At 50.2% G+C, this 25,105-nt stretch carries 20 protein-coding genes; 17 read left to right on the top strand and 3 right to left on the bottom strand.

What is annotated here, in order from left to right; translation table 11 throughout:
- Window positions 1–1,290, bottom strand: coding sequence for an aminotransferase class V-fold PLP-dependent enzyme (locus HW447_RS02045; RefSeq protein ID WP_176253645.1), 1,290 nt, complete (start codon window positions 1,288–1,290; stop codon window positions 1–3).
- Between the two features lie 123 nt (window positions 1,291–1,413).
- On the opposite strand from HW447_RS02045, the gene HW447_RS02040 reads away from it, so the two are divergent.
- The 14 genes from HW447_RS02040 to HW447_RS01975 all read left to right on the top strand — a co-directional run bounded on the left by HW447_RS02040 (window position 1,414) and on the right by HW447_RS01975 (window position 14,565).
- Window positions 1,414–2,322 (top strand): LysR family transcriptional regulator, encoded by a 909-nt coding sequence (locus tag HW447_RS02040; protein WP_176253644.1) that lies wholly within the window; start codon window positions 1,414–1,416, stop codon window positions 2,320–2,322.
- Window positions 2,323–2,440: 118 nt separating this feature from the next.
- Window positions 2,441–3,202: a 5-oxoprolinase subunit B family protein gene (locus tag HW447_RS02035; protein WP_176253643.1), complete on the top strand. Its 762-nt coding sequence runs from the start codon at window positions 2,441–2,443 to the stop codon at window positions 3,200–3,202.
- On the top strand, window positions 3,202–4,167 hold the full coding sequence (locus HW447_RS02030) for a 5-oxoprolinase subunit C family protein (RefSeq protein WP_176253642.1): 966 nt from the start codon (window positions 3,202–3,204) through the stop codon (window positions 4,165–4,167). Before HW447_RS02035 ends, HW447_RS02030 begins: the two co-directional genes overlap by 1 nt.
- A gap of 13 nt (window positions 4,168–4,180) precedes the next feature.
- The gene (locus HW447_RS02025; RefSeq protein ID WP_176253641.1) at window positions 4,181–5,140 is read left to right on the top strand and encodes a D-2-hydroxyacid dehydrogenase; all 960 of its coding nucleotides are present in this window, start codon (window positions 4,181–4,183) and stop codon (window positions 5,138–5,140) included.
- A gap of 38 nt (window positions 5,141–5,178) precedes the next feature.
- Window positions 5,179–5,934, top strand: a complete 756-nt coding sequence (locus HW447_RS02020) for a LamB/YcsF family protein (RefSeq protein WP_176253640.1) — start codon at window positions 5,179–5,181, stop codon at window positions 5,932–5,934.
- Window positions 5,935–5,973: 39 nt separating this feature from the next.
- Window positions 5,974–7,344: a dicarboxylate/amino acid:cation symporter gene (locus HW447_RS02015; RefSeq protein ID WP_243176174.1), complete on the top strand. Its 1,371-nt coding sequence runs from the start codon at window positions 5,974–5,976 to the stop codon at window positions 7,342–7,344.
- A gap of 219 nt (window positions 7,345–7,563) precedes the next feature.
- Window positions 7,564–8,553 carry an ornithine carbamoyltransferase gene (argF, locus tag HW447_RS02010; RefSeq protein ID WP_176253639.1) on the top strand — a complete coding sequence of 330 codons (990 nt, stop codon included), beginning with the start codon at window positions 7,564–7,566 and terminating at the stop codon, window positions 8,551–8,553.
- Window positions 8,554–8,601: 48 nt separating this feature from the next.
- The gene (locus HW447_RS02005) at window positions 8,602–8,910 is read left to right on the top strand and encodes a DUF6637 family protein (protein WP_176253638.1); all 309 of its coding nucleotides are present in this window, start codon (window positions 8,602–8,604) and stop codon (window positions 8,908–8,910) included.
- 16 nt (window positions 8,911–8,926) lie between these two features.
- On the top strand, window positions 8,927–9,907 hold the full coding sequence (locus HW447_RS02000; protein WP_176253637.1) for a biotin--[acetyl-CoA-carboxylase] ligase: 981 nt from the start codon (window positions 8,927–8,929) through the stop codon (window positions 9,905–9,907).
- Window positions 9,900–11,039 (top strand): A/G-specific adenine glycosylase, encoded by a 1,140-nt coding sequence (mutY, locus tag HW447_RS01995; RefSeq protein WP_176253636.1) that lies wholly within the window; start codon window positions 9,900–9,902, stop codon window positions 11,037–11,039. Before HW447_RS02000 ends, mutY begins: the two co-directional genes overlap by 8 nt.
- Window positions 11,036–11,947 carry a diacylglycerol/lipid kinase family protein gene (locus tag HW447_RS01990; protein ID WP_176253635.1) on the top strand — a complete coding sequence of 304 codons (912 nt, stop codon included), beginning with the start codon at window positions 11,036–11,038 and terminating at the stop codon, window positions 11,945–11,947. The genes mutY and HW447_RS01990 overlap by 4 nt, the downstream gene beginning before the upstream one ends.
- Window positions 11,948–12,161: 214 nt before the next feature.
- Entirely contained in the window at window positions 12,162–13,304 is a 1,143-nt protein-coding gene (rpoD, locus tag HW447_RS01985; protein ID WP_176253634.1) for an RNA polymerase sigma factor RpoD, read from the top strand.
- Between the two features lie 183 nt (window positions 13,305–13,487).
- On the top strand, window positions 13,488–14,132 hold the full coding sequence (locus HW447_RS01980; RefSeq protein WP_176253633.1) for an epoxyqueuosine reductase QueH: 645 nt from the start codon (window positions 13,488–13,490) through the stop codon (window positions 14,130–14,132).
- Window positions 14,133–14,298: 166 nt separating this feature from the next.
- On the top strand, window positions 14,299–14,565 hold the full coding sequence (locus tag HW447_RS01975; RefSeq protein ID WP_176253632.1) for an HPr family phosphocarrier protein: 267 nt from the start codon (window positions 14,299–14,301) through the stop codon (window positions 14,563–14,565).
- 131 nt (window positions 14,566–14,696) lie between these two features.
- Here the strand turns inward: HW447_RS01975 and HW447_RS01970 are convergent, their stop codons facing one another.
- Together HW447_RS01970 and HW447_RS01965 are read right to left on the bottom strand one after the other, a co-directional pair.
- Window positions 14,697–17,258: a heavy metal translocating P-type ATPase gene (locus HW447_RS01970; RefSeq protein WP_176253631.1), complete on the bottom strand. Its 2,562-nt coding sequence runs from the start codon at window positions 17,256–17,258 to the stop codon at window positions 14,697–14,699.
- A gap of 18 nt (window positions 17,259–17,276) precedes the next feature.
- Window positions 17,277–17,585, bottom strand: coding sequence for a metal-sensing transcriptional repressor (locus HW447_RS01965; RefSeq protein ID WP_176253630.1), 309 nt, complete (start codon window positions 17,583–17,585; stop codon window positions 17,277–17,279).
- Between the two features lie 634 nt (window positions 17,586–18,219).
- Between HW447_RS01965 and gltB the strand changes: the two genes are divergently transcribed.
- From gltB to HW447_RS01950, 3 genes are all read left to right on the top strand, one after another.
- Window positions 18,220–22,761, top strand: a complete 4,542-nt coding sequence (gltB, locus tag HW447_RS01960) for a glutamate synthase large subunit (RefSeq protein ID WP_176253629.1) — start codon at window positions 18,220–18,222, stop codon at window positions 22,759–22,761.
- 15 nt (window positions 22,762–22,776) lie between these two features.
- Window positions 22,777–24,264 carry a glutamate synthase subunit beta gene (locus tag HW447_RS01955; RefSeq protein ID WP_176253628.1) on the top strand — a complete coding sequence of 496 codons (1,488 nt, stop codon included), beginning with the start codon at window positions 22,777–22,779 and terminating at the stop codon, window positions 24,262–24,264.
- A 208-nt stretch (window positions 24,265–24,472) separates the two neighbouring features.
- The gene (locus tag HW447_RS01950; protein WP_176253627.1) at window positions 24,473–25,066 is read left to right on the top strand and encodes a TetR/AcrR family transcriptional regulator; all 594 of its coding nucleotides are present in this window, start codon (window positions 24,473–24,475) and stop codon (window positions 25,064–25,066) included.
- Window positions 25,067–25,105 lie beyond the last annotated feature (39 nt).

Below are 25,105 nucleotides of genomic sequence, written 5' to 3'. Positions count from 1 at the left end.
TTATTCTGCAAATTGCTCTGCTATTTCCTGAGTGATTTTCAGAAACCTATCGATATCGTCTTTGCCGTGGCAGTGGAGAGGGGATACGCGGATCGCTCCTTCCAGCCCCAGCGCTTCAACAATCCGTTTTGAATAAATGTTGGAGTTGATGCGCTCATAAACCGTTACGCCGCGTTTCTGGTATTCTTTCACGCTTTCCGTAAAATCCATTCCCTGAATCCCCATGGCAACGATCAGGTCTTTGGCGGCCAGATCCTTGGTATCCACATATACCTGAACGCCGGGAATGGAACGCAGTCCGGGCTGTGTTTTGGATCCTTCAAGAAGGCGGTGCAGCAGCGCTTTTTCATGCATATGGATACGATTCATGCCCTCCACAAAAAGAGTTCTTTTATCCTGGCTGTCCATAAAATGGGCGCCGATGCTGCATACATAAGATATAACAGCGCGCATGGCTGCAAAATTGCCGGGAGTAGGCGTGCCAAGAGACCACTCTGTCGGCCCTTTGCCTGTAAGTTTGCGGTGCCTCATAGATGCAACGCGGTCAGATACATAGGCAAAACCGCAGCCGCGGATGCCGAAAAACTTATAAGGCGCAAAGTTCATACCGTCAATCCCCAAATCCTCTACATCCATGGCTGCATGGGGGGCGTGCTGGACAGCGTCTGTTACGATATAAATATCAGGATTGATTTCTCTGGCGCGCCGCGCAATCTCTTTTATATCCATAATATTTCCGGAAATATTGGAGGCGGACATGATGCTTAAAAGTACGGTATCCTTGTCGACATATTTCATCACTTCCTCCGGGTCAATTCCCCCTGTGGCCTGATTGGCAGGAACCACGCGAAAATCCCGTCCTGTTTTCCTGCAATAATATTCCACTGCGTCGTGGGCAGAGGGATGCTCCAGGGAAGAAGTAACGGCGTTGGTGCCTGTGGTTACATTCTCCATTATGGCTCCAACCAGGTTAAACATCGTCTGAGAGGCGGTCAGCTCGGTTAAAAGAGCGCCGCTTTTTGCACCGAATACAATCCGCAGGATATCTTCGGTTCCTCCTGAAACCATTTCTTTTAAAATCATGGCTCTTTCATGGATGCGTTCGGGACAGTCGGGAAACTGTTCGGTCAGGCATTTGGCCTCCACTGCAGATTTCAAGCGCAGGGAGCCGCCGGAATTTTCAAAAAAAAGCCGTGGCCCAAACTGGGGATCCTCATCCGCAAAATAGAATTGTTCTTTTAAATGTTTCTGAAATTCATCTGTAAATAACTCTCCCTGTGACTGATTCATGTTTGTTCCTCCTCTATTTGTGAAACTTATGTATCTGTTTTTATGATACCACTCTGCTTAATGATTGAGAAATGAATAATTTCATTGTATAATATTAAAAAAATCTATATTTGGAGGGTTATAATGAAACAGGCGGAGATTGAGACATTTTTAATGATTGTTAAAACAAAAAATATTACCAAAACGGCTGAAAATCTGTTTTTGTCCCAGCCGACGGTCAGCCATCGCCTGAAATGTCTGGAGGAGGAACTGAATGTAAAGCTCCTTACCAGAAAAAAGGGGTATAAGCAGATTGAACTTACGGCTCAGGGAGAGGAGTTTGTACCGATCGCGGAGCGCTGGCTGTCTTTGTGGCAGGAGATGCAGCAGCTTCAGCATGGAAGAGAAAAGCTGTATCTGAGCATCGGCTGCACAGATACAATGAATACTACCATTCTTTTTGAACTGTACCGGAATCTGTTAAATGCTCCGGCTTCGGATATCAATATGAAGATTACCACCCATTATTCCTATGAAATCTATGGACTTTTGGAAAATCATGAGATTGATCTGGGCTTTGTGTATCATCATCTTCACTTTAAGAACATTGTGGCAGAGCCGCTTTTGAAGGAAAAAATGTACATTGTCCAGTCAGGAGATACAAAGCTTAAAAAGGGGCGGATCCATACGGATGAGCTTGATCCGGCGGAAGAAATTTTCGTAAGCTGGGAGGCGAATTACCAGATCTGGCACGATCAGTGGGTAGGAAAAGGGATGCGCCCCAGGGTTCAGGTGGATACATTTGAATTGCTGCTCCATCTGATTTCAGATGCCAGAAGGTGGTTTATTGCACCTGTTTCTGTGGTGGAGCGTATCCGGGATCTGCGGGATGTGCAGGTCAGTGAGATTGCAAACAAAACACAGCCGCCTGAACGGATCACCTACAAAATACGCCACAAGTATCCTAATGAATCGACACAGAAGGCAGTACAGTTGTTTGAAGAAAAGATGATGGATTACCTGAAAACAAAAAACTGGGGACTTATAATATAAAAAATGTTAATATATTATAGATAAATAATTTATTTTTGTTAATGTTTGTCATGTGCTATACTTAGATCAGTTAAAGATTGTGCAATAGTTATGAAGGCTTATGATAGGAGAGGTTAACGTGAATGTAAAAATTCTGACAGCAGGAGAGTGTGCCGTATCCGTTCAGATGGGCGATGAGATAAACCTTGAAGTGAACCGCCTGGTTCGAATGCTCTCTCATGAACTGGAGATACATCCCATTGAGGGTGTGACTGAGACGGTTCCTACCTATGCATCTTTGATGATCCATTACAGGCCGGAGATCATTCTCTATGCCAGGCTCAGGGAGGAACTTTCCATAAGGCTTAAGGCAGTGGAAGCATTGCTTGAAAAGACGGGTATGACGCTGGAAAATACTGCCGGCAGAAAGGAAATCGTAAAGGAGATACCTGTCTGCTACGGAGGAGAGCTGGGGCCTGATCTGGAGGACTGCGCGGCGTTTGAAGGAATTTCTGTGAAAGAACTGATACGGATGCATTCCAGCCATGACTATTATGTGTATATGCTGGGGTTCGCTCCGGGGCACGCGTATATGGCCAGGTTTGAGGAACCGTTTCATTTTAAAAGGAGAGAAACTCCCAGAGTGCGGATTGAAGCCAGATCCATTGTTGCTCAGGAAAATCTTTCCAATCTGATTCCGTTTGAACAGCCCTGCGGATGGAATGTCATAGCCAGAACGCCTCTGAATATCTGCGATTACAGGAGAAAAGATCCGTTTTTAGTACATCCGGGAGAGTGGGTTAGATACATACCTGTAAACTTTGACGAGTATAAAAAAATAGAAAAAGCGGATCAGAAGGGTGCGTATGTTGTAAAAACGTATGAAAAGGCGGTGAGATAATGGGCATTGTAGTTGAAAAGCCGGGAATACTTACCACGGTTCAGGATGCGGGACGTTTTGGCTATCAGCAGTATGGGGTATCTCCCGCAGGGCCTATGGATACCAGATCCTTTCAGCTGGCGAATATACTGACAGGTAACCGGCCGGATGAGGGAGCCCTTGAGTTTACGGTGGCAGGGCCGTCTCTGCGCTTTGAACAGGATAATGTGATTGCTGTCACAGGAGGAGATTTATCGCCGTCTCTGGACGGCAGGCCGGTTCCGATGTATCAGGCAGTGGCTGTAAAAGAGGGAGAGACGTTATCTTTTGGAATGGCCCATGGAAATGGCTGCAGAGGTTATATTGCTTTTGCCGGAGGTCTTGATATCCCGCTGGTCATGGGAAGCAAGTCTACTCTGATGCGGAATAAAATGGGCGGTATGGATGGCAGAAAGCTGGAGGCTAAAGACCGCATCGGCTTTGCTGCTCCGGCGGCAGAGCTTCCCGGTATGGAAAAAAGAAGGCTGAAGCCGGAAAAATTTTTACAGGGAGAAATTACACTGCGGGTGGTAACAGGTCCTCAGGAAGATGCCTTTTCTCAGGAAGAGCTTCGCCGTTTTTTCTGGTATGGGGCAGAGATTACCAATGAATTTGATCGTATGGGATGCCGCTTAAAGAGAAAAGAGCCAATCAGGCATTTAAAGGATGGCAATATCATCAGTGACGGGATTGCCCTTGGCTCTATTCAGGTGCCGACGAACGGACAGCCGATTATTATGCTGGCGGACCGGCAGAGCACGGGAGGCTATGCAAAGATCGGAACGGTTATTTCGGTGGATCTTCCCCTTCTGGCACAAAGCCTGCCGGGAACCAGGGTAAGGTTTATACGGGTCAGCCTTGAACTGGCTCAGGAACTTTATGTCAGGCAAAAAAAGCAGATCGAAGCGTTTCAGGTATTTCTGGAACAGACATCTGATCAAAGATAGGAGAAAGGTAAAAATGAAGATTGTTGTATTAGACGGGTATACTTTAAATCCGGGAGATATTTCCTGGGAAGAACTGGAAAAAATGGGGCAGCTGGCTGTCTATGACCGGACAAAGCCGGAGGAGGTGCTGGAGCGCATCAAAACGGCAGATGTTGTATATACCAATAAAACACCGCTGACAAAAGAGGTTCTGGAGGTCTGCAGGAGCATTAAGTTTATAGGAGTTCTGGCGACCGGCTATAACATAGTGGATGTAGAGGCGGCGAAGACTCTTGGCATCAAGGTGGCGAATATTCCTTCTTACGGAACGGCAGCGGTGGCGCAGTTTGCAATTGCCCTTTTGCTGGAACTGTGCCATCATGTGGGCGAACATTCAGACTGTGTAAAGAGAGGGGATTGGAGCAGCAGCAAAGACTGGTGTTTCTGGAACCACCCTCTGACAGAACTGGCTGGAAAAACCATGGGGGTTATTGGTTTTGGGCGTATCGGTCAGGAAACTGCGCGGATCGCTCAGGCCCTGGGTATGAAAATACTGGCTTATGACGCATATCAAAGGACGGAACTGGAGACAGAGACGTGCAGGTATGCTGAACTTGATGAGCTTTTGGTCCGGTCAGATGTAATTACCCTTCATTGCCCGCTGTTTCCATCGACCAAGGGAATTATAAACAAAGAGACTATCGCAAAAATGAAGGACGGCGTTTTGATCATCAATGATTCCAGAGGTCCTCTGATCGTGGAGGAGGATCTGCGGGATGCTTTAAACAGCGGAAAAGTCGGCGGAGCGGCGGTTGATGTGGTTTCTACGGAACCAATTCGTATGGATAATCCGCTGCTGGAGGCAAAGAATGTGATCATTACACCGCATATTGCCTGGGCGCCCAGGGAGTCAAGACAGAGGCTGATGAATATTGCGGCAGATAATTTAAAATGCTTTCTGGAGGGAAAGCCTCAAAATATAGTAAATCTGTAGGTAAGAGCCTGAAATTATGAGGGAAGGGAGAATGGATCATGTATTCAGTGGATTTAAACAGTGATATTGGAGAGAGCTTTGGAGCGTACAAACTGGGAGATGATGAGGCGATTATCCGCCATATTACGGCGGCGAATGCAGCCTGCGGATGGCATGGGGGCGATCCGATGGTTATGGACAGGGTGGTAAGGCTGTCTAAAGAGCATGGGGTGGCTGTGGGAGCGCACCCAGGATATCCGGATCTGATGGGATTTGGCAGACGCAGGATGACGCTGTCCTTTGAAGAAGCAAAGAATTATGTGAAATATCAGATCGGGGCGCTGTCGGCGTTTACAGTAAGCTATGGAATAAAGCTTCATCATGTGGCCCCCCATGGAGCCATGGGAAACCAGTGCCAGTATGATGAGGAACTTTCCAGAGCTGTGTGTGAGGCTGTATATGAGTTTGACCGGGATTTGATCATCTATTACTGTGCCGGCGCTGTACTTGGAAAGGTAGCGGAGGATATGGGGCTTCGTACTGCGGCGGAAATCTTTGCAGACCGCGCTTATATGGACGATCTGTCCCTGGCTCCAAGGAAAATGGAAGGGGCTATGATCACCGATGAGGATATTGCCATTGGCCGCTGCGTACGGATGATAAAAGAGGGGAAAGTAACCTCAATCAACGGAAAAGAATTGGATATAAAGGGAGATACGCTCTGTGTCCATGGAGATGGACCTAAGGCCATGGAATTTGTCCGCAAGATACGCAAGACGTTTGAGGAGGAAGGGATTCAGATCAAAACATTATAAAACAGGCGTATTCAGGCGCGGGGAAGGCTGGGGAAGAATATGAACAGGAATAAATCAGATTCAGTAGTAAAAAAAATGATGATCGCGCTCTTTGGAGGACTGATCGTAGGCGTAGCGTTTCTGCTTTTAAGAGAAAAACTGGTTTCAACGGGGAATGAAACAGTGTGGAACGTGATAAATAACCTGCTGTTTCAGGATATCACAGTTCCTGAAGGCGTAAGATCCATAGGAATATTTTATATCGTAGGACAGATATTTATGAGAGGGCTGCAGCTTGCCATTGTTCCGCTGGTTCTGGTGTCGTTAAGTCTTGCGATGTGCAGCATCTCCAACGCCTCTAAATTGGGACGGATTGCAGGACGGACTCTCCTTGGCTTCTTCCTGTTTTATTGTGTAGGCGCATTTGCTGCAGGCGCTGTGGCATACGGGGTAAAAAGCGCAGGCTTTTACAATGTAGTGCTTCCGGGAGGGGAAGTGGCAGAGGCTGCGACCATAGAAGCCTTTAATCCGTTAGCAACCATTGTAAATGCGGTTCCAAGCAATATTACAGGTGCGTTTGGAAGTAACAATGAGATCCTGGCAGTAGTAGTCGTGGCGATTCTGCTTGGGCTGTGCATCAACCAGCTGGGGGAAAAGGCGGAGGCTTTAAAGAAGATACTTATGAGCTGTGACGAGGTGATCCAGCTTTATTTAAAGATACTGATCAATAAAGTGGGGCCGATTGCCATCTTTTGCCTGATTTCACGTACCTTTGCTATTTATGGGGTAGAATATCTGGCGCCTGCAGCGGCTTATATGGTATCAGCGATTGCTACCCTGTTTATACTGGTGGTTACGGTTTATCCGATTGGAGTATTTTTAACAACCGGGTTAGATCCGTTCACTTTTATGAAAAAGATTGCAAAAGTGGGTGTATTTGGTTTTTCCACTAATTCTTCTGCGGCCTGTCTTCCCCTAAATACAAGAACCTGTAAAGAGGAGCTGGGCTGCAGCGATGAAATTACAAGCTTTGTGCTTCCTACCGGAATGACCATCAATATGAATGGAACTACGGTGATGCATATGTTTGCTGTAACGTTTATTGCCACATCGGCAGGGATTGATGTGACGCCCGCAAATCTGATTGTTATGGCATTTTTATCCATCTGTGCGGCGGCAGGCACGCCTGCGATTCCCATTGCGGGAACTACGATGATTTTTACCGTGCTGTCGGGGATGGGGTGGACCACGGATGCCTGTCTGATAGGGTATGCGCTTGTGGTGGCCATCAACCGGCCGGTGGAGATGGCACTGCTTCCTTTAAATGTGATTGGAAGCGCTGCGGTCAATGTAATCGTCAGCGCAAAGGAAAAGGAACTGGATCTGTCGGTTTATAATGGGCAGATTGCCGGGAAGGCAAAGCAGGCTTAAAAGGAGATTGTGCAAATGTGAATTAAAATATAAAAGCAGCGTTGCGTATTATCTGTGCGCAGCGCTGTTTTTATATATCCGATTGTGACAAAATGAAACCCATTGTTCAACCCCATTCCCCACTTGACATCGTCATATGATAGTGGTATATTATGCATAAAAGTTGCATAAATATAAATCAGTGGCCATATGGGCCAGGGAATATGTATGGAGGATATTATGAATTTAAAAGGGAGACATTTTTTGACACTGAAAAATTATACACAGGAGGAAATTCTTTATCTGCTGGATCTGGCTGCGGAATTAAAGGAAAAGAAGAAAAAAGGCATCCCCATGGATGTTTTAAAGGGAAAGAATGTAGCCCTTATTTTTGAAAAGACCAGCACCAGAACCAGGTGCGCTTTTGAGGTAGCGGCTCATGATTTGGGCATGGGATCCACCTATCTGGATCCATCCGGTTCTCAGATCGGAAAGAAAGAAAGCATTGCAGACACAGCGAGAGTCCTTGGCCGTATGTATGAGGGTATTGAGTACAGAGGATTTGGACAGGAGATCGTAGAAGAACTGGCCCGTTATGCCGGCGTTCCTGTGTGGAATGGACTGACCAATGAGGATCATCCAACCCAGATGCTGGCCGATCTGCTGACGATCAGAGAGCATCTGGGCCGCCTTAAGGGAGTTAAGCTTGTATATATGGGCGATGCGCGTTATAATATGGGTAATTCCCTGATGATCGCCTGCGCTAAGATGGGGATGCACTTTGTGGCCTGTGCTCCGAAGAAGTATTTCCCCGATCCTGTTCTTGTAGAAGAATGCGAGGCCTTTGCGGCAGAAAGCGGGGCGGTCATCACTCTTACAGAGGATGTGGCAGAGGCAGTCAGGGATGCCGATGTCATTGATACGGACGTTTGGGTATCCATGGGCGAGCCGGATGAGGTATGGGAAGAGAGAATCAGGGATCTGAGCCCGTATAAGGTGACAAAGGAAGTGATGGCTGCGGCGGGGCCGAAGGCGATCTTCCTTCACTGTCTGCCATCCTTCCACGATCTTAAGACGAAGATCGGAAAGGAAATGGGTGAACGGTTCCAGGTGTCCGAACTGGAAGTGACGGACGAGGTATTTGAGTCCAGCCAGTCTGTTGTATTTGACGAGGCTGAGAACCGGATGCACACCATCAAGGCGGTTATGCTTGCTACCTTAAGCGAGTAAACAGCCGGCCTTGTGAGTCTGTGTCCGGAGAATAAGGAGAATACAGATATGCAGGGCCAGAGAGGAAGAAATGAGCGCTGTGCCGGTGTGTTTTTCGACATGGCGCATTTAATCCTTGGGATTGCCATCGTCATATTCGCCGTGCTGTCCTTTATCAGCCCGGAAGGAAACAGGATGCTGTTTCCTCTGGTGTTTTTGCTGGCAGCGCTGTTAAATGGGATCAGAGGCATATTTGAGCTTAAGACCTGCGCCAGAGATAAGAAACGTATCAGGCTGGGGATTTTCCAGCTGTTTCTTGGAGCAGGTCTTGGGCTTCTTGGCGTGTTAAGCGCATTAAGCCTCTGGATTCATGGATAGAGGATGGGAGAAGAAAATGAAAGCAGAGATTTTAAAGCTATTAAAAGCAACGCCGGATTTTGTATCCGGCCAGCAGCTGTGCGAGGGGCTTGGCGTGTCCAGGACCGCTGTATGGAAGGCCATCCGGCAGCTGGAGGAGGAGGGCTATGTGATCGAAGCGGTGCGCAACAAGGGCTACCGCTTAACCTCCTCTCCCGATGTACTCACCGCTCCGGAGCTTAAGTCAGTTCTTACCTCCAGGTGGCTGGGTGGTGAGCTCACCTGTCTTTATGAGACGGATTCGACGAATAATCAGGCCAGAAGGCTGGCGGAGGAGGGAGCGCCGGAGGGTACAATGGTGGTGGCAGACTGCCAGACTGCAGGAAAGGGAAGAAGAGGCAGAAACTGGGCCTCTCCCCATGGCGCGGGAATCTGGATGAGCTTTGTCCTCCGTCCGGCGCTTGCGCCGGTTCAGGCTTCTATGCTGACGCTGGTGGCGGGAATGGCGGTTGTTTCGGGGATCCGACAGGCCGTCGGCCTGGAGTCCATGATCAAATGGCCCAATGACGCGGTGGTCAGAGGGAAAAAGATCTGCGGCATACTGACAGAGATGAGCACTGAAGAGGATTCTATCCGCCATGTGGTGGTGGGCATTGGAATCAATGTAAATACAAAAGATTTTCCTGAGGAGCTTGCCCCCACTGCCACCTCCTTAAGCCTGGAGCTGGGCCGTCCGTTAAAACGTGCACCGGTGATCGCTGCCGTGGCAGAGCAGTTTGAGACCTACTACGGTCGTTTCCTGAAAAAAGGGGATATGACGGAGCTTATGGAGGAATACAATCGTATGCTGGCAAACCGGGATCGGGAGGTCTGTGTTCTGGATCCGGCGGGGACTTACCGGGGAACTGCGCTGGGAATTGACAGAGAGGGCAGCCTTCTGGTGAAAAAGGAGGACGGCTCCCTTGCTTCTGTGATATCAGGGGAAGTATCCGTGCGGGGGATTTACGGCTATGTGTAACACGGAGTTTCATTTTTATGACCGCCTCCAGATTTCGGAGCGGGAGGATATGTTTTTAGAACCAAAGGAGCGGCTGAGAGCCATGGAAAAGCCGCTGTTAGCCTGGTACGGCTCCAGGGCCAGGGTTCTTCCCTGGAGAGAGGATCCAAAGCCATACCGGGTATGGGTATCTGAGATCATGCTTCAGCAGACCAGGGTGGAGGCAGTGAAGCCGTATTTTGAACGGTTTATGGATGCTCTTCCGGAAATTAAGGATCTGGCGGAGGCGGAGGATGACCGGCTGATGAAACTGTGGGAGGGCCTTGGCTATTACAGCCGGGTTCGGAATTTAAAGGCGGCGGCTGTCCGTGTGATGGAACAGTACAAAGGAGAGCTTCCGGCGTCCTATGAGGAGCTTTTATCCCTGCCGGGGATCGGAAGCTATACCGCCGGAGCTATTGCCTCCATTGCCTACGGGATTCCGGTGCCTGCGGTAGACGGAAATGTGCTCCGCGTGATCTCCCGGATCCTGGCAGACCGGTCTGACATCAAAAAGGCCTCCGTCAAAACAGCTGTGGAGACACTGCTGAAAGAAGTCATGCCCTCGGATAAAGCCAGCAGCTACAATCAGGGCCTGATCGAGACGGGAGCGCTGGTGTGTATTCCCGGCAAAGAGCCGAGGTGCTCCCAGTGCCCCATGGAATCCGTCTGCCTGACAAAAAGGCAGGGACTGTGGAAGGAGATTCCCTGGAAGTCGCCGTCTAAGAAACGCAGGATCGAGGAGCGGACGGTGTTTATCATAGAAAATCAGGGAAAGGCAGCTATCCGAAAACGGCCTTCAACGGGGCTTTTGGCGTCTCTGTATGAACTTCCCAACACGGAAGGCCATCTCACCGGGGAGGAGGCAAGAGCGTATCTGGGAGTGTCGGAGGAGGCGGTTGAACGGCTGGAGGCCCTGGAGCCGTCACGGCATATTTTTTCCCATGTGGAGTGGCATATGACAGGATACCGGGCAGTGCTTAAACGTGCATGGCAGGACCCGGATCATACTGCATTTATGGTGGAAAAAGAGGAGATACGGGACCGGTATCCTCTTCCCAATGCATTTTCTGCTTACAAGGATATCCTGTTTCAAAAGGAGGATGGAACATGAAACAGATGCTCTTTGTTTTTAATCCCCGCTCAGGAAAGGAGCAGATCAGGGGAAGTCTCCTGCGGATTCTGGATATTTTTACAAAGGCTGGGTATGATATTCATGTCCATGTGACCCAGTGCCAGGGAGACGCCGCCCAGACGGTGAGAAAACTGGGCGAAGCTATGGATGTGATCGTATGCAGCGGCGGGGACGGCACTTTAAATGAAACCATCTGTGGGCTGCTGGATCTTAAGGCTTCGCCGGTGCTTGGTTATATTCCCGCAGGTTCTACCAATGACTTTGCCGCCAGCCTCCGCCTTTCAAAGGATATGGAAAAGGCGGCCCTTGATATTACGCGGGGAAAGCCCCTTGCTGTGGATGTGGGAACCTTCTGCGAGGACCGGAAGTTTGTGTATATCGCAGGCTTCGGGGCGTTTACAGAGGTGGCCTACGCCACCTCCCAGGACCGCAAAAACCTGCTGGGCCATCCGGCTTATATGCTGGAGGCTTTAAAAAGCCTTACTTCCATCAAGCCCTGCCATATGCAGGTGCAGTGGGAGGAGGGCAGTCTGGAAGAGGATTTCATTTTCGGCATGGTAACCAACACAAGAAGCGTAGGGGGATTTAAAAGCCTGGTAAACCAGTCGGTGGATCTGCAGGACGGGGTATTTGAGGTGCTTTTAATCCGTATGCCGAAAACACCGGCAGACCTGAGCAATATCATTTCCCATATGTTTCTGAAAGAGGAACCTAATGAATACGTATACCGCTTTAAGACTGCCTCCATCTGCTTTCGCTCTGAAACTCCGGTGGACTGGGTTCTGGATGGGGAATACGGAGGTGCCAGAACAGAGGCTGACATCGGGAACTTAAAGGAACGGGTTCAGATTCTGCTCCCGGAAAACCGGCAGAAGCGGTTGGCTTAAAGATTTGGCTGTACGCCATATGTTAATTTGTGCGGAAATATGTGCTGCTGGCCGACTTGCATAAGCATATTTCTGTACAAATTGCCCCATGGCTGAATAGTTACGAAATTTATGGGAACTTTGTCGATTGATGTTGAAATCCCATGGAAAGTAGTATATAATGATAAGTTGTGAGAGTTTCCACATTTACCTTTAAGTGAAAGGACGTTTATCATTGGAAAAGGACGATTTTTTAAAAAAACTGGAAAAGCTGGTGGAGCACGCCAAATCCAAGCATAATACCCTGGATGCAGGCGAGATCAATGACTTTTTCACCGGGGACAACCTGTCTCCTGAGCAGATGGATCAGATTTACAGTTACCTGGAGAACCGTAATATTGACGTAGTTCCCGTACTGGACGAAGCGATGCTGAACGCAGATCCCGCTCTGGATGACATTGGCCTGGATCTTGACCTGGACGACGACAGCTTCATGAAGGATGCAGAGGATGAAGAAATCGACCTGGATGCAGTGGATCTTTTAGAGGGCATAGGAACCGAGGATCCGGTTCGTATGTATCTGAAAGAGATCGGTACCGTACCCCTTCTTACGGCAGATGAAGAGCTGGAGCTTGCGCAGCGCAAGGCAGACGGCGACGAATCCGCAAAGGAGAGACTGATCGAGGCAAACCTGCGTCTTGTAGTCAGCATTGCGAAGCGCTACACCGGAAGAGGGATGAGTTTCCTTGACCTGGTGCAGGAAGGCAACCTGGGACTGATCAAAGGCGTTGAAAAATTTGATTATACAAAAGGCTATAAGTTAAGTACATATGCAACCTGGTGGATCCGTCAGTCGGTGACAAGAGCTCTGGCTGATCAGGCAAGAACCATCCGCGTACCGGTGCATATGGTAGAAACGATCAACAAGATGTCAAAGATGCAGAGAAAGCTGACTCTGGAACTGGGCTATGAACCTTCCGTGACAGAGCTGGCAGAAGCGCTTGATATGTCTGAAGATAAAGTCATGGAGATCATGCAGATCGCCCGTGAGCCGGCTTCTCTTGAGACGCCTATCGGCGAGGAAGATGACTCCAATCTGGGCGATTTCGTAGCGGACAGCAACGTTGTGACCCCTGAGGGCAACGTGGAATCTGTGATGCTGCGGGAGCACATCGACGCTCTTTTGGGAGATTTAAAGGAGAGAGAGCGGCAGGTAATCGTACTGCGGTTCGGACTGGAGGACGGACATCCCAGAACACTGGAAGAGGTGGGGAAGGAGTTCAACGTCACCAGAGAGCGTATCCGTCAGATCGAGGCCAAGGCTCTGCGCAAGCTGCGCAATCCTGTAAGAAGCAAGCGGATCCGCGATTTCCTGTAAGGCTGCAGTTTGAGGACTGGCAGCTTTGCGTGCCGCTGTTTAGCTGAAAGGATACAGTCGGCAAAGGGGTGGCTGGATGTGGATGCTGCAATCACTGCAAATGCGTATATGAGAAGGGCTGCTTTCTAGAGCGGTCCTTTTGCGCGTCAGAGGACAGGATTATCGTTTGAAGGAGGAAGGATCATGGCTGGAGCGCAGCAGAAGGAAAATTACCAGAGAATTTTAGATAAAACATTGGAAGCCATTGTAAAAGAAGGCAGGACGCCCCGGCTGCTGCTTCACAGCTGCTGCGCCCCCTGCAGCAGCTATGTGCTGGAATATTTGTCGCAGTATTTTGAGATCACGGTATTTTACTATAATCCCAATATCTACCCGGAGGAAGAGTATAGAGAGCGGACGAAAGAGCAGAAACGGCTGATTGGTGAGATGAAGACGGCGAATCCTATCCATTTTCTGGAGGGAGAATACGATACAGCCTCCTTTTATGCCGCAGCCAAAGGACATGAAAAGGATCCGGAGGGAGGGAGCCGGTGCTTTCGGTGCTACGAGCTGCGTCTTAGAGAGGGGGCAAAGACGGCAAAAGAGGGCGGATTTGACTATTTTACTACCACTTTGTCCATCAGCCCTTTAAAAAACGCCCAGAAGCTGAATGAGATCGGGATCCGGCTGGGCCAGGAGTACGGCGTGCCGTATCTGCAGTCAGATTTCAAGAAGAAAAACGGCTACAAACGCTCCACCGAGCTTTCCTCTCAGTATGGGCTTTACAGACAGGACTATTGCGGCTGCGTGTTTTCGAGAAGGGAAGAGGAGGCTTTCGCCTGCGGCTGAGATGAGAAAATGACGGCTCATACTGATAAAAAAGCAGCAAAAAAACCATCGGTAATTTTTTGATTAACTTGACATAGATAGTCAGATGTAATAAAATCCATATATAGGGCAGCGGGGACAAAGACTCCTGCCATACGCAGAATAACACCATAAGGAGAGTATAGTTATGATCAGCAAGACTTTAACAGTAGTAAATCCATCCGGCTTACATTTAAGACCAGCAGGCGTTCTGTCTCAGACAGCTATGAAGTTCAAGAGCGACATTACCATCGAGTGCGGTGAGAAGAAGATTGTTGCAAAGAGCGTATTAAACGTTATGGCAGCCGGCATCAAGTGCGGTACGGAGATCACCCTGATCTGCGACGGCGAGGATGAGCAGGCAGCCATGGATACCTTAAGCCAGGCAATCGAGAGCGGCCTGGGTGAGATGTAATTTTTACAGCCGGTACATTAGTTTAAACGGCTGTTCTGACAGGAGCCAATCCGCAAACGGCGGAGAGGCTCCTTTTATTTATGCAGACAGCGGGCCGTACAGAGGGGCCGCTGTTTTAAAAACCGGCTGCCTTACTGGATATCCAATACCTTATAATCCTTATCTTCTACGGCCTTTTTTAACATCTCATCGGCAATTTCGCCGTTTAAAGCTATAACGGCGGTTCCTTTTTCGTGGCTGACCACTGCCTCTGTTACCTGCGGCAGAGCTTCCAGAGCTTTCTTTACGGCTGCCTCGCAGTGTCCGCACATCATTCCTTCGATTTTCATTGTCTTTGTCATAGCTGTAATCTCCTTTTCTTCGTTGATTGTATGCACAGCAGCCGCGGAAACGGTTGCGGGATGCTTTGATTTTTTATCTTTTTTTGCACTTTTTACTTGAAAGAGGTTCAGTCTCAGGGCGTTGGAAACCACACAGAAGCTGGAAAGGCTCATGGCGGCAGCGCCGAACATGGGGTTCAGCTTTAAGTGAAAGAGGGGGTACCACACACCGGCAGCCAGGGGAATGCCGATCACATTGTAGAAAAAGGCCCAGAACAGATTTTCGTGGATATTCTGGAGGGTGGCGCGGCTTAAGCGGATGGCGGCAGGAACATCTAAGAGACGGCTCTTCATTAACACTACATCTGCCGCATCAATGGCCACGTCCGTACCGGCCCCGATGGCAATGCCCATATCGGCCCTTGTAAGGGCGGGCGCATCATTGATGCCGTCACCCACCATACAGGTCTTTCCTTTTTCCTTTAATGCGCGGATAACGCTTTCCTTGCCCTCGGGCAGCACGCCTGCGATCACCTCGTCTACTCCGGCCTGACGGCCGATGGCCCTGGCGGTGCGCTCATTGTCGCCGGTAAGCATGACAACGTGGATCCCCATATTTTTAAGCTCCCTGATCGCCTGGGGACTGTCAGCCTTGATTGTGTCAGCTACGGCAATGATGCCGGCAATGCGGCCGTTCTCTGTAAAAACAAGGGGAGTTTTTCCTTCCTCTGCCAACTGTTTGGCTCTGGAGGTCAGAGAGGGGGAAAGAGGAGTATGACTGTTTATAAAGGCCAGGCTTCCTCCGGTAAGAGCGCTGTGATCCTTTGTGCGCAGGGCAGAAAGGCCGTTTCCGGGAAGGGCCTTAAAGTCCTCTACCGGGTCGGGCCTCATTCCTTCCTCCTCTGCCCGCTTAAGGATGGCCTTTGCCAGAGGATGTTCGCTTTTTGCCTCCAGGGCATAAGCCAGGGAAAGGAGGGATGCTTCAGAATAGTCTTCTGCAGGGATCAGATCTGTTACTTTTGGCTGCCCTTCGGTAATGGTGCCTGTTTTGTCCAGGGCTACAATCTGCATTTTTCCGGTTTCTTCCAGGGAAACGGCAGTCTTAAACAGGATGCCGTTTTTTGCACCCATACCATTTCCGACCATGATGGCAACGGGGGTGGCAAGGCCCAGAGCACAGGGGCAGCTGATAACCAGCACTGAAATGCCTCTTGCCAGGGCGAACCCAAGGGTCTGTCCGGCAGCGAGCCATACAAGGGTTGTAATGATGGAAATGGCAATGACCGCAGGAACGAAAACGCCGGATACCCGATCTGCCGCTTTGGCAATAGGGGCCTTGGTGGCGGCTGCATCGCTGACCATCTGGATGATCTGGGAGAGGGTGGTGTCCTCGCCTACACGTGTGGCCCTGCAGCGCAGGAAACCGGACTGGTTGGAGGTGGCGGCAGATACCTTGTCGCCTGCCGTTTTATCTGCGGGGATGCTTTCGCCGGTCAGGGCGGATTCGTTGACTGCGCTGGCGCCTTCCAGTACGATACCGTCTACGGGTATATTTTCACCAGGGCGGACAACGAAGGTATCACCGGTCTGCACCTGGTCAATAGAAACGGTCACCTCGGCTCCGTCCCGAACCAGTGTGGCGGTTTTGGGAGCCAGCTTCATCAGGCCTTTTAAGGCGTTGGTGGTGCGGCCCTTTGACCTGGCTTCCAGCATTTTGCCCACGGTGATCAGCGTCAGGATCATGGCTGCAGATTCAAAATAGAATTCATGCATATAGGTCATGACACTCTCCATATCTCCCTGCATCTGTGCTCCGGTCATGGCAAAGAGGGCGTAGGTGCTGTAGACAAAGGAGGCGCCGGAGCCTAATGCCACCAGGGTATCCATATTGGGGGAACCGTGGAACAGGCTCTTAAAGCCGTTTATGAAAAACTTCTGGTTAATGACCATGACTGCCATAGTGAGAAGCAGCTGCAAAAGGCCCATTGCCACATGGTTGTCTGAGAAAAAGGCGGGAACCGGCCAGTTCCACATCATATGCCCCATGGAAAAATACATGAGTATGATGAGAAAGCCTGCGGAATAGATCAGACGCTGTTTCAGGATAGGCGTTTCCCTGTCCTTTAACAGCTCCTCACCGTCAGCGGCGATAGAAGATCCTTTAGCTGAGGAGGAACCCTGCTCCGACGCGCCGTAGCCGGCTGTTTCTACGGCTGAGATAATGGCCTGCGGGTCGGCCGTGCCTTCCACGCCCATGGAATGGGTCAGCAGGCTGACGGAGCAGGCAGTGACGCCGGGAACCCTGGATACAGCTTTTTCGATCCGGTTGCTGCAGGCGGCGCAGCTCATGCCTGTAACGGAATATTGCTTCATAATGGGAATCTGCCTCCTTTATTTCATGAGTTTCTGAAGGGTAGCCATCAGTTCATCCACCACCTCGTCCCGGCCCTCCCGGATATCGTTTACCACACAGGTATGAATGTGGTTGGAGAGAAGGGTTCGGCTGAAGCTGTTTAAGGCGGCGTTGACGGCTGCTGTCTGTACCAGGATGTCAGGGCAGTAGGCGTCCTTTTCCACCATGCTTTTAATTCCCCGTACCTGGCCTTCGATCCGGTTCAAACGGTGGATCAGGTCCTTGTATTCTTTTTCAGGGCGTTCTTTTGTTTTGCAGCAGCACGCCTGGGTTGCAGTTTCTTTCATATGATTCCTCCTTATGTGTCTGTGTATGCATTCTGAATATCCTGGAAGGATGTATACCCTGGTGGGGTATGTAGCGATTATATACCCTGATGGGGTATAAATCAAGAGAAAAAATGCAAAAAATATCACTAAAATCTGTCGAAAATTTTACGACTTTATTGGTTGCATTGACGTAAAGTGTGATTTATGGCATGGTAAAACAAAAGAAAAGACAGCAGAAACAAGCAGGTACGCCGGGTTCATGGGAATGTACGCAGGAGGGAGGAAATGACAGTGAAAAAGGATGATCCCTGCAGCCTTGATCGTGCTTCTGCTTGGCTGGATGAACAGAAAAAGTGCGCGCCGTACTCTGCGGAAAATGAGAAAAGACAATGACACAAAGGAGATAAAAACGGATCATAAAGATAAATATACAGATAATTAGTAAAAAAAATAAAAAAAGACTAATTATCTGACAATAGCTGCAAAATTTTTTATTTACAAACAGGGTCTGCCGTAGTATGATTGCTCCATAAACACTATGAAACATCACTGTGCCGTCGCTTTACTATGTAAAAGCGGAAGAAAGGGCGCCTTCATCCCCCAGACAAACAGGCTGCCTCTTTTAAGGATGTGATGGGAAAGGATGTATTTTATGGACCCCAGACAAAAACAGCCAGGACTGTATGACCCTCGTTTTGAGCATGATAACTGCGGTATCGGCGCGGTTGCCAACATAAAGGGCATCAAAACACATAAGACAGTGGATCAGGCGCTCCACATCGTAGAGAACCTGGAGCACAGAGCCGGTAAGGATGCCGAGGGCAAGACCGGCGACGGCGTCGGCATCATGCTTCAGATCTCTCACCGTTTTTTCAAAAAAGCTGCTTCCCAGTCAGGCATTTCCCTGAAAGGGGAGAGGGAATACGGCGTTGGTATGTTCTTCTTCCCACAGGATGAGCTTGCCAGAAACCAGGCCATGAAGATGTTCGAGATCATAGTCAAAAAGGAAGGCATGAATTTTTTAGGCTGGAGAGTTGTCCCCACGGCTCCCGATGTCCTGGGAAAGAAAGCTGTTGACGTGATGCCTTATATCGCCCAGGGCTTTGTAGAAAAGCCGGAGGGCGCAGAGAAGGGACTTGACTTTGACCGCAGGCTTTATGTGGCCCGCCGCGTATTTGAACAGAGCAACGAGGATACATATGTTGTATCCTTAAGCAGCCGCACCATTGTATACAAGGGTATGTTCCTGGTAGGGGAACTTCGTCTTTTCTTTGAGGATCTTCAGGATCCGGATTATGAATCTGCCATCGCCATTGTCCATTCCCGGTTCAGCACCAATACGAACCCAAGCTGGATGCGCGCTCATCCCTACCGCCTGATTGTTCACAACGGCGAGATCAACACCATCCGCGGAAATGTGGATAAGATGGTGGCAAGGGAGGAAAACATGGAATCCGAGTATTTCCGCTCGGATATGCACAAGGTCCTTCCCATCATCAATCAGGAGGGCTCTGATTCGGCCATGCTGGATAATGCCCTGGAATTTATGGTCATGAGCGGCATGGATCTTCCTCTGGCTGTTATGGTGACGATACCGGCCCCGTGGGAGCATGACAAATACATGGACGGTGAGATAAAAGATTTTTACCGGTATTACGCCACCATGATGGAGCCGTGGGACGGCCCGGCCTCCATCCTCTTTACGGACGGAGATATGTTAGGGGCTGTCCTGGACCGCAACGGCCTTCGTCCCTCCCGGTATTATATTACAAAGGACGGCTATATGATCCTGTCCTCAGAGGTGGGGGCTATTGAAGTAGACCAGACTGCGGTGGTCAGGAAAGACCGTCTCCGTCCCGGAAAGATGCTTCTTGTAGATACCCTGCAGGGAAAAATGATCAGTGACGAGGAACTTAAGCTGCGCTATGCCCGCAGAAATCCCTACGGAGAGTGGCTGGATTCCAATCTGGTTAATTTAAAGGAGCTGTCTGTGCCCAACCAGGGTGTGCCGGAGATGACAAAGGACTGGAGACTGCGCCTGCAAAAGACCTATGGTTATACCTATGAGCAGTATAAGACCATGATCCTTCCCATGGCATTAAACGGAGCAGAAGCGGTGTCCGCCATGGGCGTGGATTCTCCGTTAGCCGTGCTGTCAAAGAAACATCAGCCCCTGTTTAACTACTTTAAGCAGCTTTTTGCTCAGGTGACTAACCCGCCCATCGACGCGATCCGGGAAGAGATCGTTACCTCTACCACTGTCTATGTGGGCGAGGAGGGAAATATCCTGGAGGAAACGGCGGATAACTGCAAGATCCTTAAGGTGGAAAATCCCATTCTCACAGAGACGGATCTGCTGAAGATCAAGGCCATGAAAAAGCCGGGATTTAAGGTAGAAGTGATCCCCATTACCTATTATAAGAACACTTCTCTTGAAAAGGCCATTGACCGGCTGTTTCTGGAGGCGGACCGGGCACACAAGGACGGGGCAAATATTATTATCCTGTCTGACCGGGATATTGATGAGAACCATGTGCCTATTCCTTCCCTGTTAGCTGTTTCCGCTCTGCAGCAGTATCTGGTGCGCACCAAGAAGCGTACCAGCGTGGCGCTGATCTTAGAGAGTGCTGAGCCGAGAGAGGTGCATCATTTTGCTGCGCTTTTGGGCTACGGCGCCTGCGCCATCAACCCCTATCTGGCCCACGAATCCATTCGCTATCTTATTGAGACAAAGATGCTGGATAAGGATTACTATGCGGCAGTGAAGGATTATGACAACGCTGTGCTTCACGGCATTGTAAAGATTGCATCGAAAATGGGGATTTCTACCATACAGTCCTATCAGGGATCCCAGATTTTTGAAGCCATTGGCATTTCCAAAGAGGTGGTGGATAAGTATTTCACCGATACGGTCAGCCGTGTAGGGGGCATTACCTTAGATGATATAGCAAATGATGTGGATACCCTTCATTCTGCGGCGTTTGATCCTCTGGGGCTGGACGTGGATCTGACCCTGGACAGCGTGGGAAGCCACAAGTCACGGTCGGGCCAGGAGGAGCATTTATACAATCCACTCACAATCCATCTCCTTCAGGAGGCTGTAAGGACAGGGGACTACTCCATTTTCAAGCAGTACAGCCATGCTCTGGATGAGGAGGGAAAGACGTACCATTTAAGAAGCCTTATGGATTTTTGCTATCCTGAAAACGGCGGTATTCCCCTGGATCAGGTGGAGAGTGCCGATTCCATTGTGCGCCGCTTTAAGACGGGGGCCATGTCCTACGGATCCATTTCCCAGGAGGCCCATGAGACGCTGGCCATCGCCATGAACCGGATCCATGGAAAATCCAATACAGGAGAGGGCGGCGAGAGTCTGGATCGCCTGGTACCGGGACCAGCAGACCGCAACCGCTGTTCCGCCATCAAGCAGGTAGCTTCTGGCCGGTTCGGCGTGACCAGCCGGTACCTGGTCAGCGCTCAGGAGATCCAGATCAAGATGGCCCAGGGCGCAAAGCCGGGAGAGGGCGGACAGCTGCCGGGCAAAAAGGTATATCCCTGGGTGGCAAAGACGAGACATTCTACCACAGGCGTGAGCCTGATCTCTCCGCCGCCTCATCACGATATTTATTCCATTGAGGATCTGGCCCAGCTGATCTATGACCTGAAAAATGCCAATACCAGGGCCAGGATCTCGGTCAAGCTGGTATCTGAGGCTGGTGTAGGTACGGTGGCGGCGGGAGTGGCCAAGGCGGGAGCCCAGGTGATCCTTGTTTCCTCCTATGACGGCGGAACGGGTGCGGCTCCCAGAAACTCTATCTACAACGCAGGCCTTCCCTGGGAGCTGGGTGTGGCTGAGGCCCATCAGTCCCTGATTATGAACGGGCTGCGCGACCGGGTAGTGTTAGAGACAGACGGAAAGCTGATGACCGGACGGGATGTGGCCATTGCCTGTATGCTGGGCGCAGAGGAATTTGGCTTTGCCACCGCCCCTCTCGTTGCAATGGGCTGTGTGATGATGCGCGTCTGCAATCTGGATACCTGTCCCATGGGAATTGCAACCCAGAATCCGGAGCTTCGCAAACGCTTTAAGGGTAAGCCGGAGTATGTGGTAAACTTTATGAAGTTTATTGCAGAGGAATTGAGGGAGTACATGGCAAAGCTGGGGGTACGCACCATAGATGAGCTGGTGGGCCGCACGGATCTCTTAAAGAGAAAAGAGGATATTTCCTACAGCCGTGCAAGACAGGTGGATTTAAGCCAGATCCTGGATAACCCCTATCAGGGTGAGAAACTGGCCGGATACCATGAAAAGCAGGTGTTTGATTTCCATCTGGAGGATACCATTGACGAGAGCATCCTTCTTAGGAAATTAAAGAGCGCTCTGAACAATGGTCAGAAGAAGAGCCTGCAGATTGACGTGACGAACATAAACCGCACGCTGGGAACCATATTCGGGGCAGAGCTTACGAGAAAATACCCGGAGGGACTGCCGGAGGATACCTTTACCATCGGCTGCAGCGGCAGCGGCGGCCAGAGCTTTGGTGCATTTATCCCCAGGGGCCTGACTCTGGAGCTGACCGGAGATTCCAATGATTATTTCGGAAAAGGGCTTTCCGGCGGCAAGCTGGTGGTATATCCGCCTCAGGGTGTGCCATTTAAGGCAGAAGAAAACATTATAATAGGAAACGTTGCCCTCTATGGAGCTACAAGCGGCAAGGCCTTTATCAACGGCATCGCCGGCGAGCGTTTCTGTGTCCGCAATTCCGGTGCAACGGCAGTGGTGGAAGGCGTAGGCGACCACGGCTGTGAATATATGACCGGGGGCTGTGTGGTGGTTCTTGGCCCCACAGGCAAGAATTTTGCCGCAGGTATGAGCGGCGGCATCGCCTATGTGCTGGATGAGGACCGCAGCTTTTATAAGAGGCTGAATAAGGAACTGGTATCCTTTGAGGAGGTATCGGGCAAATATGACGTGCTGGAATTGAAGGAACTGATTCAGGAGCACGTGGCTTATACCAATTCGGAAAAGGGTAAAGAGGTTCTGGCGCACTTTGGCGAGTATCTGCCCATGTTTAAGAAGATTGTTCCACATGATTACCGCCGCATGATGAATGCCATCGTGCAGATGGAGGGAAAGGGACTCAACAGCGAGCAGGCGCAGATCGAAGCGTTTTACGCTAACATCAGAGGCTAAAGGAGGTGCAGACAGATGGGTAAGATAACAGGATTTTTAGAATATGAGAGGGAAACCAGCAAGGAGGTTTCCCCCAGAGAGAGGATTAAAAACTGGAAGGAGTTCCACCTCCCCTTAAGCGAAACGGAGCAGAGAAAACAGGGCGCCCGCTGTATGGACTGCGGCGTTCCCTTCTGCCAGTCAGGCATGATGATGGGCGGTATGGTAAGCGGCTGCCCATTAAATAACCTGATCCCGGAGTGGAATGACCTTGTATATACAGGCAACTGGCAGCAGGCATTTCGCCGCCTGAAAAAGACAAACAGCTTTCCGGAGTTTACCTCCAGAGTCTGCCCGGCTCCCTGCGAGGCAGCCTGTACCTGCGGCCTAAACGGTTCTCCGGTCAGCGTGAAGGAAAATGAACACGCCATTATTGAAAAGGCCTATAAAGAGGGGTACGCAAAGGCAAATCCCCCGGCGGTCCGAACGGGAAAGAAGGTGGCTGTCATCGGCTCCGGCCCTGCGGGCCTTGCCGCGGCAGATCAGCTTAATAAGAGAGGCCACCTGGTTACTGTATTTGAACGCAGCGACCGTATCGGCGGCCTTCTGATGTACGGCATCCCAAATATGAAGCTGGAGAAATGGGTCATTGACCGGAAGGTGGAGATCATGAAGGAGGAAGGTGTTTCCTTTGTGACAAACGCGGATGTGGGAAGAAACTGCAAAGCATCCAGGATTCTGCGCGATTTCGACCGGGTAATCTTGGCCTGCGGAGCTTCCAATCCAAGAAACATCGATGTTCCGGGAAGAGACGCTGCAGGAATTTATTTTGCAGTAGATTTTTTAAAGTCTGCCACAAAGAGTCTGCTGGATTCCAATCTGGAGGATGGAGCCTGCATATCTGCCAGGGATAAGCACGTCATTGTCATCGGAGGCGGAGACACGGGAAACGACTGTGTGGGAACCTCCATCCGTCAGGGCTGTGCTTCCGTGCTTCAGCTGGAGATGATGCCAAAGCCTCCCGCAGAGCGGACTGGGGACAATACCTGGCCGGAGTGGCCGAAAGTCTTAAAGACAGATTACGGCCAGCAGGAAGCCATCGCCGTATTCGGCTCGGATCCAAGAGTGTACCAGACTACAGTGAAGGAATTTATCAAGGACAGCGAGGGAAATGTAACAAAAGCGGTTCTTGTAAATCTGGCTTCCAGAAAAGATCCCGAAAGCGGACGAACCGTGATGGCCCCTGTGGAGGGAAGTGAGCGGGAGGTGCAGGCGGATCTGGTGCTCATCGCCGCAGGCTTTGTGGGCTGTCAGGAGTATGTGGCAGAGGCCTTTGGCGTAGAGCTTGGCAGCCGTTTGACCGCCGCCACCCAGGCAGACAGCTATAAGACCAGCGCAGACCGCGTTTTTGCCGCCGGGGATATGCGCCGGGGGCAGTCTCTGGTGGTATGGGCCATCCGAGAGGGAAGAGAGGCAGCCAGAGAGGTGGATAAAGACTTGATGGGCTATACAAATCTTTTCTAAGGTATAAGCGCCGCAAAAGCATATGAGCGGCAGACAGGAAAACAGACCACGGACGGAGGGCAGGCTCTTCGGCCGTGGTCTGTTTTTCATGTCTGAGCAGTTCCTTTTTTCTCCGCCTTGCGGTGAAAACGATTTTACGATATAATAGATCAAAACCGCAATGGCATATCCCTTTGCAAAAATAAAGAACAGGAGACATTTTCTGCCTATGGCATCCTTTACAAAAATGGCGATCATGAAAGTATTCGGTGATCTGGCTTCGTCAAAGCCTGTGGATAAGATCACAGTCAAGGATATTACGGACCGCTGCGGTATTTCCCGAAATACGTTTTACTACCATTACCAGGACATTTATCAGGTGCTGAGAGCATATGTAGAATATTCCGTACAGCGGGTTGTGGAGATCATGACCGTAAACCAGAATGAGACAGACCCCCAGAAGGCCTGCATGAGAGGCGCTGAATATCTGGAGGAGCACAGAGGCCTGTTCTGCAATCTGTTCCGGTCCGCCGTCAACGAGGAGGTGCGGGACTGTCTTAAGTCTGCAGGCGAGGTCATTTTCGACTGTATGGTGGACCGCATCGCTGAGGGGACGGATATCTGCGGGAAGGATAAACAGATGATCAGCAGTATGTGCCAGTATACTGCCAGAGGACTTTTGATCAGCTGGATGGAATCGGACGGCACCATAAACGGGGAGTCGCTCTTAGACGCGATGATGCGCCTGGATTTTCTGTTTGGAGGAGGGGTCGAGGCAGCTCTGGCCCGAAGCCTGCAGCGAAATCAGACGCCGGAAACATGAGATAAAAATCTAAAATAAAACTAAAAATTATTACACTCA

This window comes from Enterocloster alcoholdehydrogenati (assembly GCF_013282095.1).
Taxonomy (GTDB): domain Bacteria; phylum Bacillota; class Clostridia; order Lachnospirales; family Lachnospiraceae; genus Enterocloster; species Enterocloster alcoholdehydrogenati.
This window is presented reverse-complemented; position numbering and strand designations above follow the sequence as displayed.